Annotated in this window: 15 protein-coding genes; 7 read left to right on the top strand and 8 right to left on the bottom strand. The window is 69.2% G+C overall.

Annotation, left to right across the window (positions count from 1 at the left end; all coding sequences use genetic code 11):
• Nucleotides 1-24: 24 nt before the first annotated feature.
• The 4 genes from MYK68_RS05615 (at nt 25) to MYK68_RS05600 (ending at nt 4303) form a co-directional block, all read left to right on the top strand.
• Nucleotides 25-705, top strand: coding sequence for a PIG-L deacetylase family protein (locus MYK68_RS05615; RefSeq protein WP_247866800.1), 681 nt, complete (start codon nt 25-27; stop codon nt 703-705).
• A 297-nt stretch (nt 706-1002) separates the two neighbouring features.
• Nucleotides 1003-2073 (top strand): hypothetical protein, encoded by a 1071-nt coding sequence (locus MYK68_RS05610; protein WP_247866799.1) that lies wholly within the window; start codon nt 1003-1005, stop codon nt 2071-2073.
• 236 nt (nt 2074-2309) lie between these two features.
• Nucleotides 2310-3809, top strand: coding sequence for a hypothetical protein (locus MYK68_RS05605; RefSeq protein ID WP_247866797.1), 1500 nt, complete (start codon nt 2310-2312; stop codon nt 3807-3809).
• 41 nt (nt 3810-3850) lie between these two features.
• Entirely contained in the window at nt 3851-4303 is a 453-nt protein-coding gene (locus tag MYK68_RS05600) for a hypothetical protein (RefSeq protein WP_247866795.1), read from the top strand.
• An 846-nt stretch (nt 4304-5149) separates the two neighbouring features.
• On the opposite strand, the gene MYK68_RS05595 is transcribed toward MYK68_RS05600, so the two are convergent.
• The 5 genes from MYK68_RS05595 to MYK68_RS05575 all read right to left on the bottom strand — a co-directional run bounded on the left by MYK68_RS05595 (nt 5150) and on the right by MYK68_RS05575 (nt 9929).
• Nucleotides 5150-6700 (bottom strand): HNH endonuclease signature motif containing protein, encoded by a 1551-nt coding sequence (locus MYK68_RS05595; RefSeq protein WP_247866794.1) that lies wholly within the window; start codon nt 6698-6700, stop codon nt 5150-5152.
• 229 nt (nt 6701-6929) lie between these two features.
• Nucleotides 6930-7451, bottom strand: coding sequence for a DUF3558 domain-containing protein (locus tag MYK68_RS05590; RefSeq protein ID WP_247866792.1), 522 nt, complete (start codon nt 7449-7451; stop codon nt 6930-6932).
• Nucleotides 7452-7584: 133 nt separating this feature from the next.
• Nucleotides 7585-8001: a hypothetical protein gene (locus MYK68_RS05585; protein WP_247866790.1), complete on the bottom strand. Its 417-nt coding sequence runs from the start codon at nt 7999-8001 to the stop codon at nt 7585-7587.
• A 206-nt stretch (nt 8002-8207) separates the two neighbouring features.
• Nucleotides 8208-9254, bottom strand: coding sequence for a protein phosphatase 2C domain-containing protein (locus MYK68_RS05580; protein ID WP_247866788.1), 1047 nt, complete (start codon nt 9252-9254; stop codon nt 8208-8210).
• Nucleotides 9255-9257: 3 nt separating this feature from the next.
• The gene (locus MYK68_RS05575) at nt 9258-9929 is read right to left on the bottom strand and encodes a vWA domain-containing protein (protein WP_247866786.1); all 672 of its coding nucleotides are present in this window, start codon (nt 9927-9929) and stop codon (nt 9258-9260) included.
• 258 nt (nt 9930-10187) lie between these two features.
• Between MYK68_RS05575 and MYK68_RS05570 the strand changes: the two genes are divergently transcribed.
• Entirely contained in the window at nt 10188-10493 is a 306-nt protein-coding gene (locus MYK68_RS05570; RefSeq protein WP_247866785.1) for a CD225/dispanin family protein, read from the top strand.
• A gap of 44 nt (nt 10494-10537) precedes the next feature.
• Complete coding sequence (locus MYK68_RS05565; RefSeq protein WP_247866783.1) at nt 10538-11989, top strand: hypothetical protein; 1452 nt, start codon at nt 10538-10540, stop codon at nt 11987-11989.
• A 692-nt stretch (nt 11990-12681) separates the two neighbouring features.
• Here the strand turns inward: MYK68_RS05565 and MYK68_RS05560 are convergent.
• Nucleotides 12682-13551 (bottom strand): L,D-transpeptidase family protein, encoded by an 870-nt coding sequence (locus tag MYK68_RS05560; RefSeq protein WP_247867938.1) that lies wholly within the window; start codon nt 13549-13551, stop codon nt 12682-12684.
• A 117-nt stretch (nt 13552-13668) separates the two neighbouring features.
• Here MYK68_RS05560 and MYK68_RS05555 point away from each other — a divergent pair, with 117 nt between their 5' ends.
• The gene (locus MYK68_RS05555) at nt 13669-14280 is read left to right on the top strand and encodes a class I SAM-dependent methyltransferase (RefSeq protein WP_247866781.1); all 612 of its coding nucleotides are present in this window, start codon (nt 13669-13671) and stop codon (nt 14278-14280) included.
• Between the two features lie 112 nt (nt 14281-14392).
• Here the strand turns inward: MYK68_RS05555 and phoH2 are convergent, their stop codons facing one another.
• Both phoH2 and MYK68_RS05545 read right to left on the bottom strand, forming a co-directional pair.
• Nucleotides 14393-15694 carry an RNA 5'-3' helicase PhoH2 gene (gene phoH2 / locus MYK68_RS05550; protein ID WP_247866779.1) on the bottom strand — a complete coding sequence of 434 codons (1302 nt, stop codon included), beginning with the start codon at nt 15692-15694 and terminating at the stop codon, nt 14393-14395.
• A gap of 223 nt (nt 15695-15917) precedes the next feature.
• On the bottom strand, nt 15918-16676 hold the full coding sequence (locus MYK68_RS05545; protein ID WP_247866776.1) for a DUF6199 family natural product biosynthesis protein: 759 nt from the start codon (nt 16674-16676) through the stop codon (nt 15918-15920).
• Nucleotides 16677-16710 lie beyond the last annotated feature (34 nt).

The raw sequence follows: 16710 nt of genomic DNA, 5'->3' as shown, positions 1-16710 counted from the left end.
GAATCCAGGGTAGCGTCTGGGGCCATGGAGATCACCGCTTTCCCCGGGGACTGGTCCACCGCGCTCGTGCTCGTTGCTCATCCGGACGATCCCGAGTACGGGATGGCAGCCGCCATCGCGAGGTGGACGGCCGAGGGCAAGGTCGTCACCTACGCCCTCGCGACGTCCGGCGAGGCCGGGATCGCAGGCATGTCGCCGGAGCAGGCCGGGCCGCTCCGCGAGGACGAGCAACGTGCCTCGGCAGCCGTCGTCGGCGTCGGCGAGGTCGAGTTCTGGGGATTCACCGACAGCGAGTTGTTCAACACCCCCGAACTGCGCGCGAAGATCGCCGAGACCGTCGTGCGGGTGAACCCGGACATCGTGCTGTCGTTGTACGGCGGGCCCGAGTGGGCTCCCGGGCGACCCAATCAGCGTGATCACATGGAGTTCGCGGCGGCCGTCGTGGACGCCTACGACTCCCTGCCGGATCCACCGCGTGCACTGTTCGTCAACGGCCCCGGTTCGACGCACGCCGTGGACGTCGACGGCTTCGTGGAGACCGCCGTCGCCTCCCTGGCCGAACACCGCGAGTACCTCTCCGTTCTCGATCCGAGCACCCCGGTGGTCGACCAGGCGCGCGCCCAGGTCGAGATGACCACCGGCCCGATCGACGGCTTCCCCGCCGCCCACGCCGCCGGCTTCACCCGGCTCCGGCCCACCGATTGAGAAGACCCCCTCAACGACGCGGACCGGACGGGCACCACAGACCGAGGTCGGGGGGCCAGACAGAACCATGTCGCGGGCGCGCTCGCGACATGGTTGACCGGCAACACCCCGACCCCTCGACTCCGCGCGAGCATCGAACGCCACGGCTGGGGCGACCTCCTCGACACCGAGTCACGTACCGCATAGTTCTCCGGCCCGTCAAGACCCGGTGGCTCGATGCTGTGGACGACGTGAGTTGTCCACAGCACACCGCAACCACCTCTTCCGCGCGGCACACGCACCGACGACGGTGGTCACATGACGACCGCCGAAGTACCCGTTCCCGATCTGCTCCGCACCCTGGACCACGCCGTCCATCGCAGCGAGTTGAAGGCCGCCGGCCTGGCCATGGCTCCGATCCGGGCGGCCGAACGCGCCGGGCTGATCGCCGAGTTCCGAAGCGAGTTCTTCGGCCCGCCGGACATCGCCCGCGGTGACGGCCGCCGCCAGCTGCTGGCCGCGATCGGCGCCTACCTGCGGCTACCGGAGGTGTCGGGGCTGGTCGTCGGTGGCAAGACCGCGGCCCGACTGCACGGCGTGGTGCCGCTGGAGAACAGCCATCGAACCTACTCGCACTACCGCTACGACCCGATCGAGTTCTACAACTACCTCGACGAGCGCAGGACCATCCGGCGCAGCGCCGCGACCAGTACTCATGATCATCGGCCGCCGTCGACGGTCGTCGTCGAGGGCGTCGAGGTGATCAGCCTGGCCCGGACCCTCGTCGACCTGTGGCGGCCCCGGCAGTACGCACAGAGCGACGGCTTCGTGGTCGTCGGCGACCGCATCCTCCGCGAAGGCATCGCGACGATGGCCGAGTTGGAAGCGGAGGCCGCGCTCCTGGGTCCCGGCGAACGCCAGCGTGTCACCGACGCACTCGCCCTGCTCGACGGCCGCGCTCAGACCGAATCCCAGAGCCGAAGCCGGATCCTCCTCGCCGGACTCGGCCTGCCCACACCCGAGCTGTGTATCGACATCATCGACGACGACGGCATCGTCGTCGCCACGCCGCCGTTCGTGTGGCCCGAGCAGAAGGTGATCGGCTTCTGTGAAGAGGTCGACCGGTTCTGCGATTTCGACCGGCGCGGCGACGAGGACGACCGCCGCGGCTGGCGGCGCGAGCGCGACTGGCGGCCCCGCCATCCGGACGGCCCGCACCGCGAATGCCGCGAGCGCGACGCGATCGACGCTCGCCTCCGCGACCTCGGGTACCAGGTCTTCCGCTGGACCGGCGAGATGATCGACCGCGATCCGTGCAACCCGTGCGGCCTGCGCCGCGCATTGACCGTCCCACTCCCACCGAAGTTCGACGACCCCTTCGCCTGGTGACCCCGGCGCGCGAATCCGATTTCCGCGCGCCGTCGAATCCCAGACAGAGAAGGGGTGGGTCCCCGGCCGCACCCCTCCCCGCGGCCGGGGACCATCCACGTGACGTGTCACCGTTGAATCTCGGATATTCTCTGCACACCACGGTATGCACGACAAGGGGAACAGTGACCACGACACCGATCGATCGCGCTGCGCTCAACCTCGGCGACGAACTCGGCAAGGGCGGTCAGGGCGCGGTGCTGCGCACCGGTTCGGCGCTCTTCGGGCGGGACATGGTCTACAAGGCGTACAAGCCCGGACCACTCGCCGACCTCGACGTCGACGCCCTCCACGCCATGGTCGCGACCATGGCCGGGATCGACGATGTCCAGCGAGACCGCCGGCTGGACGTCTTCGCGTGGCCCTGCGCTCTGGTCGCCGACTCCGGCGCGGTCACCGGTTTTCTGATGCCTGCCGTCCCGGCTGAGTTCACCTCGCCGAGTCCGCGCGGCGCGGACCGCAAACCGATCCTCAACGAATTCCAGCATCTACTCAACAGCCCGCAGTTTCTCGGCAATCTCGGCTTCGCGATCAGCCGACGCACCCAGATCGACCTGCTGATCTCCGTGGCGACCGCGATGGCGGTCCTGCACAAGGGCGGCTACACGATCGGCGACTTCTCGCCCAAGAACATTCTCTTCGACCCGGCGACCAGCGCGGTCTACTTTCTCGACTGCGATGCCATGGTCCATGGCGGCAGAAGTGCCCTCCCCCAGGCCGAAACGCCGAGCTGGAACGTTCCCGCCGGAGAACAGGTCGGCACTCCCGAGGGCGATGCCTACAAGCTCGGCCTCCTCGTACTGCGCCTCTTCGCCGGTGACCAGCACACCCGCGACGCCGACGACCTGCCCGCGGATCTCGAAGTCCTGAAACCCCTCCTCGTTCGAGCACTCACCACGACTGTCGCCGACCGTCCCACCCCCGGTGTCTGGGTGAGCCTCCTCCGCGATCTGCAGCCCCAGGCAGATCCCACTCCGCTGATGTCCGCCGGGCTCCCCGCTCCTGCGACCACTATTGGCCTGCGGCAAACTCCGAGTCGCCCGCAGTCGGCGTCCCGGACGACTCCGGTCCAGACGCCACTCGGAGCACCCGTGAGCGCGCCACCCGCACCATCACCCGCCGCTCCCTCTGCCGCCGCCTACCAACCGCCGCCGTCGCAGCCGCCAATTCCAACGCTGCTCCGATACACACTCGGCATGGATCGCGTTGAGGCCGCAGACTATTGGAGGCGCGCTCGCATCACAGCTGAGCGACGCGGCACCGGATGGGCGATCGCCGCCGTACCTGCGATCTGGGCCGGAGGAGCGTTCGCATTCAGCGCGCAGGACATGACCGGCCCCGGCCACCAGCTCAGCGCGCCGGTGGGCCTCTTCCGCACGATCGGAGTGGTTCTTCTCCTCGTCGGCGTCTACGCCATCCGTTCGTGGTGGACCAACCGGAAAGCGCGCGTTTACCTCACGACAGCCCAAGCAGCACTCAGTTCCGTCCTCGCACCCGCGGCCGTCATCGACGCCGTCCTGGACGTCGTCCAGATCCACGGCGAGCGGCGAACGATAGTCTCCGTTCGAGTTGCCGATCCTTACCTTGACCTCGCTGAGTATCAAGACTGGGAACAGCGGATCACCGCGGCATACCATCGCAAATCAACGAGTCTCCCGGCTCTCGGTGCGGTCTTCATCTATCCGACGGATCAGTAGTGCACCCCGAGCGCTCACTGCAGAAGCTCGCATTGATAGCTGTGATCGGCATACTGGCCGGCTGTTCGACCCACGACCACGCCGCCCCCGAGCCTTCCGGCCACACCACCTTCGAGCGCTCCGAAGACCTGTTCCCGCCGCTCGCAAATCCCGCGCCGATGGCCGGTCCACCGCCGCACACGCAGGTGTGTCCCGGGCTGATCACCCCGCGCTACTACGCGATGGACCGCACCGACTTCGCCGAGCGACTGAAGGTCGCCATCCCGACCTGGCCCACACCTGTCAGCGTCAGACCGAGTTGCGACCTTGCCGAACAAGTCATGTACCAGGACCCGGCCGACGGCACGACGAACAATGTGTGGGAGCGCGGGATGGCGATCGGCAAGCCCGTGGCGTGCCGGCAGACCGGCGACTACGACGGCTTCGTGTTGCGGTGCGCGACGATGTTCGACGAGCAGCGGATCGGCGACGTCGTCGCGTACTTCTACTACTGACCCGTACTGACCCGCCAAGCCACCGAGCGGGGGCACGGGCGACCGCCCATGGCACGACGAGGAGCATCGCGGCCAAGCCGAGGGACGCGTAGTAGGCCCAGCCCATGTGGATCGCGACCCCGTCCGGCAGGTGGGCTCGATTCGGCCACGCCGCACGGCCGATCCACGTCAGGAGAACCACCACGAACACCACGATGCCGCCGATCGACGACGCCGCCGCCGAACCGGCCGTGGTAGGTCGCTGCCACGCCCGGACCGCGAGGAACGCGAGCAGCGCGGCAAGCGAGATCGCCCAGCCCGGACTGCCCGAGAAGTCGTCGACCTCCGGCGTCGCCGTGTCTACCTGCCGCGAGAGTGTAACGGTCACCAGTGACGTGTCACCCGCTCGCACGACCACCCACGGCGCGGTAAACGCGAGGATCCCGATCGTCGCCAGGATCACGGTCGCCACGACCGCAGGACCTCGCGGAACATTCGACGGTGATGCCGTCACTGCGGCACGCAAGTCGGGTACACGCGACGAGTCTACGGCCGCTGTCGCATTCGATCTCCCTCCGCCTTGCGGCCTGGCCGGGGGATCATTCCGACGAGCGTCAAAGACGAGGGAGGTCCGATAGCACGCCGGGTCGGCGCCGCTGGTGTTCTTCTGCGAGACCGCCGGATCTGGACCGTGCTGGCGTTACCTGAACCGCACCGTCCAGATTCGCCAGCACGGTCTAGATTCGCCAGCACGGTCTAGATTCGCCAGCACAGCGGCGATGCAGGCTCGGAAGGGTGACGTGATCTCCCCTCGGACGTGCTCGCTCGTCGCGGCACGTTCCAGCGGCCTGGCCACTCAGGTGGTGGTCAGGCTGCCAGGTCCTTCCAGCTGAGGCGCGTGACGCCGGATTCGGCGGTGGTTCCGATCCCGGGCGGGCCGGTGGTGCCGAGCCGGTGATTGACCGCCGGCGGCGGGGTGCGCTCTGCTTCCGGGGTATGCGGTCCAGTGCGGAGTTTGTCCGGGTGGAACAGCGGATTGACGATCCACGGCCCGTCCTGTCCGACCGGCCGCCATGCCATGCGGCCCCTGTCCGGGCCGCCGGTCAGGACGGTCGATTCCCAATCACCCGGATTCTTCCCATTCCAGCGGTTGTGCTTGCCGCACGCGCCTCCCAGGTGGTCGATGTCGGTAGGACCGCCGTCCTGCCAGTCCGGCGCATGGTGCATCTCGCACTGAGAGAACGGCCGCGTACAGCCCGGGGCGGTACAGCCGCGGTCCCGGGCGAACAACGCCAAGCGTTGCGCGCGCGACGCCAGCCGGTGCGCCCGCCCGAGGTAGAGCGGCTGCCCGGTGGCCTTGGCGAACACGGCCAGATACGGGACCGCGTCGGCGGCCATCTTCACCAGATCCGAGACCGGCATCCGGGTCCCGGTCGTCGTCCAGGCGATGCCGGCCCCGCGAGCCAGATCCTCATCGGTCACGGTCACCACGATCTGATTACGCAGACTCTCCGGCTTAGCGTGCACCGACTGCGCGTTGGCCCACGCCAACAGGGCCAGCAGCGCGTCGTGCTGACGCCGGCCCAACAGCCGCGTATCGCGCTCGGCCGCCGCGGCGAGCACGGCCGGGTCGAGGCCGGGCTGATCGGCCGCCCCGTGCGGGGAATCGGGGTCGTCGGGGTTGTTCATGCCGGGGGTGGCCCACTGGGTGAACATGACCTCGAACTCGGCCCGCAACTGCGGCGTCAGGCGGGCCTGGACTGCCGACATCAACTGCCGGTCCTGCGCGGAGAGTCGGAACTTGGCCTGCCGCTGCCGGTCTTTATCGTCGGCGAGAGTGCCGTCGGGGTCGAGGTGGGCCAGGATCCGGTTCCCGACGATGGTGACACCGGCCGAGTCCAGGGTGCGGGCCGCCGCGGCCAATAGTTCCTCGGCCCGCGCCCGCTGCTCCGGGTCGACCGAGGCCGGGATCTTGTCCATCACCTCGTCGATCGCCCACACGTGTCCGTCCCCGATCGCCCCGTCGGCGACCGCGACCGCGGTCGCCGGATACTTCGGCGCCAGACGCTCGCCGGTCATCGCGGTGAACCGGCCGACCGAGGCCGCGGTCACCCGGCGGCGCCGGGATTCGGCTTCCCCGATCCGCAGTCCGTGGGCGAGCAACTGATGCAGTGTGGTGTACCCGGCGCGCCGGTAGGCGCCGCGGTCGGAGATCTCCACCAGCAGCGCCGCATCGGCGACCACACTCTTACGGCGCGCCTGCTCCCGGGATTCCAGCAAGGCGAGAAGACCATCCTCCGACAGCGCGGCCAGCGGTGCATCAATCAGCCGCTGCTCGGCGGCGCCGATCACCGCCACCAACTCCGCCGGCGTCAACTCCGGCAGCAGGGCGTCGGCGTCGAACGCGTCGTCGCACATCGCGGACCCCTTTCGCTGCCGGCGGATAGTCCTTCCCCTACCCCCAGGATACGCCCGCCGTGATGTTTAGACAACAGGTCACTAGAACCTACTTTCGAGTGCGCTGTCGTACCGATTCCCGGACTGTTATGTCGCAGGTGCGCCGGCCGGCGGCCCGTCGGTCCACCCACCACAGTCGAACATCACTGACCGGCACCACAGTCCCCGCCCCCGCTGCGACACCGGGAGATCAGGGAGCGATACTCCCCGAATCGATCAGGATCGCCGCAAGCTTCAGCGCGATGGCGCGGCAGTCGGGACAGCGAGGGGAAACACCGGCCGTGATCTCCGCGAGGGCTTTGTCACCGCCCACCGGAATCAGCGCGATCCAGAACGTCTCCTCGATGCCGCGCGACTTGAGGGTCTCGCTCTGCAGATAGGCCCGGCGCCCGGAAATCGGGTGGGGCTCGGTGTGCCATCGGGTCTCCGACACGTGCGACTGCGGTGCGGACGACGCGGGTGTCCGTGTCTGCCGGTTCAGAGCCTGCAATCCCCGGCTGACGCTGACCGCCACCAAGACATCCTGGGTGCGCCAGGCGCACGTCCATTCCACCGACCTGGTCGGGTACCGCTGCCACTCGGTGTCGTACAAGCCGACCGCGGCGAGGTCTTCCTCGGTCAGCACCGAGCACGGATCCCGCGTCCACCGATCCCACCAGGCGGTGAACGCGGCGTCGCCGGTCGGTACCGGGAGCGTTGAGCTGGTCGTCACCGAGTGATCCATGGTCGACCGGACCGTCGACGAATCGGGAGTAGCGGGCCCGGACAACGAACAACCCGTCGCGGCAACGATCACGATTCCGGCAACGATCAACGCACCGAGACCGCGATCGGTCACGCGCACGCTACCCCTCCGTCGCCGCGGCGACGATCGACGGCACCACGAACAGCGCCACCGTCAGCGCGAGCGACACGTAGTAGGCCCAGCCCATGTGCATCGAGACTCCGTCTGGGAGGTGCTTCGTGTTGAGCCACACCGCCCGGCCGAGCCAGGTGAACAGGACAGCCAGCAGCACGACGACCGCACCGACCGAGGTCACCCCCGCCGAGTCGTCCGCGCCAGGGCGATTCCACGCACGAATCGCGACGATCGCGAGCAACACCGCGAGCGAGATCGCCCAGCCCGGGCTTCCGGAAAGCTCGCCCATCTGCATGGCCACTCCCTCGGCGCGCCTCGACAACGTAATGGTGAACAACGACGTCTGGTCCGCCTTCACCACCACCCACGGCGCCGCGAACGCCAGAATCCCGATCACCGCCATGATCGCCGTCGCCACCGCAGCGGGCGCCCGGGAGGTGTTGGGTACGGACGACTCAGGTCCGGGCGTCTCCGTTCGCCGATTCCCGGGTACCCGCTTCGGCGTCGCCGGCACATTCGACGGCGGTGTCGCCGGACGGGGCGCGGGCCCGCCGGCGCCCGGCACCGGCCGCCATCCGCCGGGCGGCTCGCTGGGACTCTGCGGCCCGGTCACGACGGAGCCGCCGTCGGGTACACGGCGACGAGCGTCCGGTCGTCGTCGAACCGTTCCCGGGAGAAGTCCAGCGCATGCGCGAGGTGGATCAGGGCGGGCGGCCCGTCTCCGAGCACACTCCGGAAGAAGTCGCCGACCACGCCCTCCCCGGTGCCCAGCGGATCGCCGAAACCATCCGTCCCGACCAGCAGCGCCTCGCCCGGCCACAGCGTCAGGTCCACCGGCTCGACCTCGCCGATCGTCGTCGGCAGCGCACTGGTCGCGTGACTGATCAGGCCGTCCGCCGAGGCCTTCCCGGCACCGAGCGGCACGAAGCCCGCCCGGCCGAGGATCCAGCACCCCGAGTCGCCGACGCTGATCGTGCGGCCCCACAGCTCACCGGCACCGCCGTCAGCCGCCTCGAGCACCGCGACCACCAGTGTGGTCGCGAAGTCCGCGGCTGCCGCGGGATCGGGCTCCACCAGCCCGAGCGCCTGCGCCGCCGTCGCCACCAGCCCGTAGTTCGCATATTCGAGCAACTTCCGGAAGTCCAAGTCCCACAAGGGAACCGACCGGCTCTGGTCCAGCCACGCGGCGGCATAGCGGCAGACCGCCGCCGCCCCCACGTGCGCGTACTGCGCCGCGGACACCCCGTCCGCGACGCACACCACGACCCGCCCGGAATCCTCGGCCAGCACCATCTCGTCTTGCCGTGGCGCCCCGTTGAAGCGGTGCAGGTGGCCTCGCATCGTGGTGCCGCGCACCGCCATCGAGTCGTTATCCCATCCGTCGATCACGGTGTCGGCACGGTAGGGCGTGCGCCGGTACGACGCCGACGTCGGCACCGTCGTCACCACGGGCGACGGTTCCCCCACCATCACCTGCTCGCGTGAGTCGAACCGCGAGGTGCCTCGCTCGAGCTCACCGGCCATCAGCGCCGCGTCGAAAACCGGTTCTGGTATCGGTGGCGCATTCTCGTAGGCGAGCGCCGGCGGCGAATCCGGGATATGCGGCACCGGCTGGGTCGGCTCCTTGCCTCCGCCGAGCCACGACGGCCTGTCCATCGCCTACAGCACGTCCATGTCGAGCGAGATGAAGTTCGCCGGTCTCTCGATCTCCAGCTTGTTCTGTCCGGCGGCGACGTTCTGTCCGGACTGGATGATCGACTGCGTCAGCGAACTGAAGAACTCCACCAGCGCGTCGGCCACGCTCACCCCGTCACGAACCAGGAACGCGTACTTCGGCTCGGTGGCCACCGCGCGGACCACATCGGCGTCGGCGTCACCCATGCCGAACGCCAGCAGGTTGGGCCGTTCCCGGATCGAGAGCAGTCGTTCGCGGGCGGGCTGCCAGCGGCCGTCGTCGGTCGGCAATCCGTCGGTGAGGAAGTAGACGGCGGGGCGCGTCACCGAGAAGCCCTGCGCTTTCAGCTGCTGGACATCGTACGGGATCTGCGCGGTCAGCAGATCGAATGCGGAGGCGTACTCGGTGGTCGCTTCCGCCGCCAGCGACGGAAGGTGCGTGACCTCCCGCAGATCGGTGGGCGGCAGATAGACCCGCGCCTGGTTGTTGAAGCCCAAGATCGCCAGCCGCACCTTCGAGGTGGCGAACGACTGCTCGTGCAGCGCACCCAGCAGGTCGTCGAGTGCCGTGTTCAGGCCGTTCATGTGCGGATCCATCGACCCGCTCTCGTCGGCGACGAGATAGAACGGCAGAACCGTCCCCAGCGATTCGGTCATTTGCTTCTCCCCAGTCCGAGGCGGCGTTGCCCGCCATGCCATACACACCATAGTGTGCTCAGCTTCGCTATGCTGACGACGGACGTGAATCCGGCGATTGCCGGAAGTGCAAGGAAGGGGGAGGCATCCGTGGGCGGTCCCGTACGACCGGTGGAGCCCGCCGGAGGTTGGCGGACACCCGGCAGCGCATCAACGACCAGCACGCGCCGGCGCGCGTCGCTTCCCCGAACCACTGCGCCCGGTGTCGTCGCCCGACCGATGGACTACACCCCGACTCTGCTGGCACCCGCCGCACCGGCACCGCGTTCCGCGCCGACCGCCGTTCAGCGCACCATTCCAGTTGGAGGGTCGCATCTGTTCCTGCCGATCCTCGCCTGCCTGTGCTTCCTGCCCGCCGGGGTCTGGTCGCTGATCGACGCCCGCCAGGCCCAGCGCTACCTCGCGACCGGGGACGACGCAGCAGCACACCGCTGTATCCAGACCTCGAGAACGATCGCTCTCGCCGGGATCGGTGTCGGCCTCGCCGTGGCCATCGTCATTCTGGTCGTGGCGCTCACCGGATGAGACGCCGTCCTCGGCCCGCCTGAACCCCCGACGAATCCGGACACATGACAGACAGCATCCCCAGCGGCACCCCGCTCGATCGTGACCGCATCGGCCGTGTCGAACCGCCGATCGGCGGAGGCGGACAGGGCAAGGTCTACCGGGTTGCCGCCACCTACGGGGCCCGGGCGCTGGTCTACAAGGAGTACAGCGCGGCGGCTCGCTCCGAGCTCGATCCGGCCGCCCTCGACGCGCTGATCGCGTACCTGTCCGAGACCGGCGCCGCCGACCGCGCGGCTCTACTGGCGACCTTCGCCTGGCCGATCGCGCCGGTGACCTCCGGCGGCACCACGGTCGGCTTCGTCATGCCCGCCGCCCCGTACGACTTCACCTCGGAACGCCCGCGGGGCCCGGCCGGGGCCCGCCGTCTCAACGAGATTCAGCACCTCCTCAACGAGCCCGGCTTCGTCGCGCGCCTCGGATTCCAGATCAGCCGCCGCACCCAGATCGAGGTGCTGGTCTCCGTCGCGACCGCGCTCCGCGGGCTGCACAACGCAGGCTTCGCCCTCGGTGACCTCTCCCCCAGAAATCTCCTGTTCGACCCGGACAGCGGCGAGATCTTCGTCCTCGACTGCGACGCGATCACCCGGCCCGGACTCTGCGTCCTGCCGCAGGCGGAAACGCCCGGCTGGCACCTCCCGAACGGCGAACCCACCGGCACCACGGCCGGCGACCGCTACAAGTTCGGCCTGTTGGTCCTACGCCTCCTCGCCGGCGATCAGCACACCACCAGCCCGTCGGCGCTCCCAAGCGAGCTCGCGGTCCTGCGGCCGCTGCTGATCCGGAGCCTGACGGATACTCCGGACAACCGCCCGTCGGCGGCGGTGTGGATCAGCGCGCTGCGCGACGTGGTGCCCGGTGCCCCGATCACACCGCTCACGACGACCATCAGCGCGCCGACCGTCCGGTCGGCGTCCACTCCGCCGAAGACCGCGGCATCGAACGCCCCGGCGGCGGCCCACACCGCGACGCCCCCGGCATCACCGGGAGCGAGGCACCAATCCAAGGCCGGTCTGTGGATCACAGGCGCCGCCGTTGTCCTCGCCCTCGCTCTCTTGGGAGCGCATGCGGCCTTCGTGCACGTGTCGAACCACTCCGCAGCGACTCGGTCGGCGACCACCACAGACCAGACGACCGGCACCTACCCCGGGACCACCTACGACCCCGGACCCACCAGCGACAACGACGTCCCGAACGTCACCTATTACCCGGAACCCTCGATCACCACACCCGAACCGACCACTCGGGAGTACACCCCACCGCCGACCCGACCGATGCCGGGGCCACCCACCGACGCGCATTCCGCGGACACATCCTGGATACTCAAGGGTCCGTATTCCTCGACATGGACGTGCGACCAGGACCGCGGCAACTGGCCGCTCACCACCTCCGTCTGCTTCACGCACAACGGCTCGGCGTACTTCTACGGCCTGTACCCCGACTCTCAGCGCGGCTGACCGCGCCGGGATGCACACCCGGATCGTGCTTCACCCGACCGCCGATCCCCAGGCCGCACGGCGACGGATCGACCGTACTGTGACGTCAAGGTCACCGACGGGATCGAACGCCCTGATCCCTCGGCGCACCACCGCGTACGCGACTCTCGACATGCGAAGCTACGTCACAGTTAGGCCGGGAGAGCGAAACGCTCGGGCACGGACAGGCCCCCAGAAGACTGCTGAAGAGCCCCTGCGTGTGCACTTGCCGCTGGTTGAGCCGGTGACCAGCGCAGGACGGATCCGAGGAGCCGTGTCGAAACCCCGCCGGTGCCGGGGTCGGAAAGCGCAGCGCCCCAGCACATCTCGCAGGGTTTCGACACGGAACTCCGCTAACGCTCCGTTCCGGCTCAACCGGCGGGTACCGGCAGCCGACGTGCTCCGAACACCGTGTTGGTTGGGGCGACGCGCTGACCGGATGCAGACAGGCCCCGAGACGTCTTCCCCCGGAGTCCTGCCTTCGCATGCTGGTCTGCGCCGGCCGGCGTGGGCGAAGTCCGTCGCGCTTCTCCCCAACCGTTCCCCGCACGCCGCTCGCCGGGGCCGCCCCTACTGTCCCGCGGCCGGCGGCACCACCCCCGCGCTCCCACGATGCGCACCGGGGCCGCGCGCAGACTGAACTGCACACGGCCCCGGGCGGGAACGATCGGCGGCTACGAACCGGTCGCCGACCCGAGAAGCTGCGGGATCACGCTGGTGAACTGGCTCAGCACGCCGGTCAGGGCGTCCCCGGTCAGCGGTGAGCCGGACTGGTCGTTGAGCGACGGCGCGGTGGCCGGATCGGTCGGGGTCTTCTCGTTGACGCCGATCGCGATCTTCGGGTTCTTGGCCGGGTCGAGCCACTTGAGGATCTTGACCATCGACTCCTTGTCGATGGCGACGCAACCCCAGGTGGGCTCGCTGCCGACGTGCAGGAAGATCGCCGACGCCTTGCCCGGCGTGTTGGTCGGGTTGTGCACGATCTGCACGGCGTAGTCGTAGGCCGGGCCCATGTCGTACAGGTTCTCGCTGTCCGCGCCCGGGCTCTGCGACTGGCGGACCATCCGGTTGTAGGTGGGCGACTTCATGTTCGCGTCCCACCAGTCCTGGTCGTCGACCTTCTTGTACGGCATCTTGGTGCCCGGATTGTCCTGGCGGCCGAAGGCCTGGCCCAGCGTGAAGGTGCCCTCGGGGGTGCGGTGGACGTTGTCCTCCGGCGCACCGATGCCCTTGTCACCGACGTACGCGTCGACCGGACCGATCACCGGCTCCCACTGACCGTTCGCGTTCTTCTCGAACGCCGTCAGCGTGCCCTTGGTGGCCGACGCCTCCGGCACCGACACGACGATCATCTGGCTGGTGTCCCCGGCCGGTGTGGTCGGGCTACCGGCACCGGGCAGGAACGACTTGAGCAGGTTCTCGATCATCGTCTGCACGTCCGGGGTCGCCGGCGCCGCGGGCGCCGTCGGCGCGGCATTGGCCGTTCCGGGCGCGACGACGAGGGCGACCACTACGGCCATCCCGAGTAGTCCCAACTGCCACATACGACTCATCAGCAACTTCAGCACCACCCCAGTGTGCCAAGGAATCCGGCCCCGTGCCACCCTGGGAGATCATCGTCACCGGACCGCAACCCGGCGAAGACGCACTACCGTGGAGCCATGACGACGCCGCAACCCCGCTGGATCACCGACACCAAGCCCGGCCACAGCCAGTGGTACGTCGACCGTTTCCGCAAGATGGCGGCCGACGGCGACGACCTGGCCGGAGAGGCGCGCTTCCTCGACGCGATGGTCCCCCGGCACTCACGCGTCCTGGACGCCGGCTGCGGGCCGGGCCGCGTCGGCGCCCACCTGTACGCGGCGGGACACGATGTGGTCGGCGTCGACGTCGACCCGGTCCTGATCGCCGCGGCCGAGGAGGACCACCCCGGACCGACCTGGCTGGTCGACGACCTCGCCCGGCTCGACCTCCCCGCCCGCGGTGTCCCCGAGAAGTTCGATGCCATCGTCTGTGCGGGCAACGTCCTGATCTTCGTGGCGCCCGGCACCGAGGCTCAGGTGCTGCGGCGCCTCGGCGCGCACCTCAAAGACGACGCGCCGTTGGTGGTCGGCTTCCACACCGACCGCCACCTGACCCTCGACGTGTTCGACACGGCCGTGGCCGAAGCCGGACTCCGCCTCGATCTCCGCCTGGCGTCCTGGGACATCCGTCCGTGGACCCCGGAATCGGACTGGGCCGTCTCGATCCTGCGCCGAGGACGCGCCGACTGACGGTCGCACCCGATCGGACGACCGGCCTGCTGTTCTGTGGTTGCTCAGCGACAGAACAGCAGACCCGACTGGCGATCCACCATTCACCGTCCGGGCGACGGCGCCCGCGCCGTCAGCCCTGTCCGGGCGCGAACTCCTCCAGCATGTCGGTCACCAGCGCCGCGATCGGCGAGCGCTCGCTGCGCGTGAGCGTCACGTGCGCGAACAGCGGGTGGCCCCTCAGCTTCTCGATCACGGCGGCCACCCCGTCGTGCCGCCCGACCCGCAGGTTGTCGCGCTGGGCCACGTCGTGCGTGAGGACCACGCGGGACCCGGCGCCCAGCCGGGACAGCACGGTCAGCAGCACATTGCGTTCCAGGGATTGCGCCTCGTCGACGATCACGAACGAGTCGTGCAGGGAGCGCCCGCGGATGTGGGTCAGCGGCAGGACTTCCAGCATGCCGCGGGAGAGCACCTCGTCGATCACCTCCGTGGACACCAGCCCCTCGAGGGTGTCGAAGACGGCCTGCGCCCACGGGCCCATCTTCTCGTCGGCGCCACCGGGCAGGTAGCCGAGTTGCTGGCCGCCGACCGCGTAGAGCGGCCGGAAGACGACCACCTTGCGCTGGGTGCGCCGCTCCAGCACCGCCTCGAGCCCGGCGCACAGCGCGAGCGCCGACTTCCCGGTGCCGGCCTTGCCGCCGAGCGACACGATGCCGACCGACTCGTCGAGCAGCAGGTCCAGCGCGACGCGCTGCTCGGCGGACCGGCCACGCAGCCCGAACGCCTCCCGGTCGCCGCGGACCAGCTGGACCTGCTTGGTCTCGGTGACGCGGCCGAGCGCCGACGATGTCGCGCCGACCAGCTTGACGCCGGTGTGGCAGGGCAGGTCACGGCCACCGTCCAGGTCGATGATCCCCTCGTCGAACAGGTCGTCGACATCGGAGTCGAGCACGTCGAGCTCGTCCATCCCGGTCCAGCCCGAGACGACGACGTCCTGCGCGTGGTACTCGTCGGCGGCCAGGCCGACGGCGCCCGCCTTCACCCGCAGCGGCGTGTCCTTGGTGACCAGTACCACCTCGCGGCCCTCGGCGCGCAGGTTGAGTGCGCACGCCAGGATCCGCGAGTCGTTCGAGTCGTTCCGGAAACCGGCCGGCAGCACCGACGGATCGGTGTGGTTCAGCTCCACCTGCAACGACCCGCCGCAGTCCCCCACCGGCAGCGGCTGATCGAGGCGCCCGTGCTCGATCCGCAGATCATCGAGCAGCCGCAGCGCGGTGCGCGCGAACCAGCCGAGTTCGCTGTGATGGCGTTTACCCTCGAGTTCGCTGATCACCACCAGCGGGAGGACGACGTCGTGCTCGTCGAAGCGGGTCACCGCCCACGGATCGGAGAGCAGGACGGAGGTGTCGAGGACGTAGGTGCGTGCGGTCACGGCGGACTCCCGGTTCCCGTGCGGCTCCCGCGCGGGCGAGATCTAGTGGCCGGCAGGCTCGACGAGAGCCGGGGCCGGCTCCCTCGTGACCCAAAGGTCGTTCACGAATCGAACCTCCCGGACGAACCGCTTCCCCACGGCCCGTCACCGCTGACGCTACGCCCGGCGCAGGTGACGGCCAGGGAGCACCGGGCAGCGTGTCGGTGAACGTCGTGTAACGGGACTATGCCGCCGGTGCGGGCGCCAGCAGCGGCACCGTCGTCCACGAGGGATCGATCCTGACCGGCCGCAGCGGTTGCTTCACACCGGGCTTGGCGACCTCTTCGAGCGGCTGCGCGGGCCTGCGCGCGTAAGCCAGGCCGACCGTGGCCGGGTCGACCATCGGTGCCGCGGTCAGGAACGGCCGGCCACCGAGGGGACGCTGCAATTCACGGGTGACGGCCGAGGGCTTCTCGTCGTCGCACATGGGCCTCAGCGCACGCGGCTCCGCCGGGTCATCGGACCAGTGGACCGAGAAGTCGATGACCGAGCGCGTCACCTGAACCACGATCGCGTTGGTGTGCTCGTAGACGCCCACCCCGGTGGTACAGCTCGCCAGATAGGGCGCGTCGCCTTCGAGAACGACGAACTGCAACGTCAACTCGCTCGGGTAGCGATAGCCGACGATCGTCCCGGGACCGAGATCCTCCTGGCGCGGGGACGGGTCGGCGGACGTCAGGGTCACCGAGGTTCCCGACCGCGACCGCTCGGGCTCTCCGGAGTGGCGGCTCGCCGTGTACAGCATGATCCCGCCGAGTATGAGCCTCACCAACGTCAACACACCGCCGAGGCGGGACAGCGCGTACGCCGCGTCGATCGGCTCGTTGGCCTCGGGATTCTTGTACTTCCACGCCTCCGACGCGCGCCACGCCCCCTTGGGATCGAAGATCGCCCAGAGCAACAGCGGCACGAGGATGAGGAAGATGAGAATGACGAAACCCATGCCCGTTGGACGGGCATGGGTTTCGGAAATGTTC

Source organism: Gordonia sp. PP30 (genome assembly GCF_023100845.1).
Lineage (GTDB): Bacteria > Actinomycetota > Actinomycetes > Mycobacteriales > Mycobacteriaceae > Gordonia.
This window is presented reverse-complemented; position numbering and strand designations above follow the sequence as displayed.

Bases quoted from the DNA above. Each gene is read 5' to 3' on its own strand.
- MYK68_RS05560 (WP_247867938.1), bottom strand. From the start codon at position 13,551: ATGTGGCAGTTGGGACTACTCGGGATGGCCGTAGTGGTCGCCCTCGTC.
- MYK68_RS05580 (WP_247866788.1), bottom strand. From the start codon at position 9,254: ATGGACAGGCCGTCGTGGCTCGGCGGAGGCAAGGAGCCGACCCAGCCG.
- MYK68_RS05615 (WP_247866800.1), top strand. From the start codon at position 25: ATGGAGATCACCGCTTTCCCCGGGGACTGGTCCACCGCGCTCGTGCTC.
- MYK68_RS05610 (WP_247866799.1), top strand. From the start codon at position 1,003: ATGACGACCGCCGAAGTACCCGTTCCCGATCTGCTCCGCACCCTGGAC.
- MYK68_RS05595 (WP_247866794.1), bottom strand. From the start codon at position 6,700: ATGTGCGACGACGCGTTCGACGCCGACGCCCTGCTGCCGGAGTTGACG.
- MYK68_RS05570 (WP_247866785.1), top strand. From the start codon at position 10,188: ATGGACTACACCCCGACTCTGCTGGCACCCGCCGCACCGGCACCGCGT.
- MYK68_RS05575 (WP_247866786.1), bottom strand. From the start codon at position 9,929: ATGACCGAATCGCTGGGGACGGTTCTGCCGTTCTATCTCGTCGCCGAC.
- MYK68_RS05585 (WP_247866790.1), bottom strand. From the start codon at position 8,001: ATGGCGGTGATCGGGATTCTGGCGTTCGCGGCGCCGTGGGTGGTGGTG.
- MYK68_RS05565 (WP_247866783.1), top strand. From the start codon at position 10,538: ATGACAGACAGCATCCCCAGCGGCACCCCGCTCGATCGTGACCGCATC.
- MYK68_RS05545 (WP_247866776.1), bottom strand. From the start codon at position 16,676: ATGGGTTTCGTCATTCTCATCTTCCTCATCCTCGTGCCGCTGTTGCTC.
- MYK68_RS05555 (WP_247866781.1), top strand. From the start codon at position 13,669: ATGACGACGCCGCAACCCCGCTGGATCACCGACACCAAGCCCGGCCAC.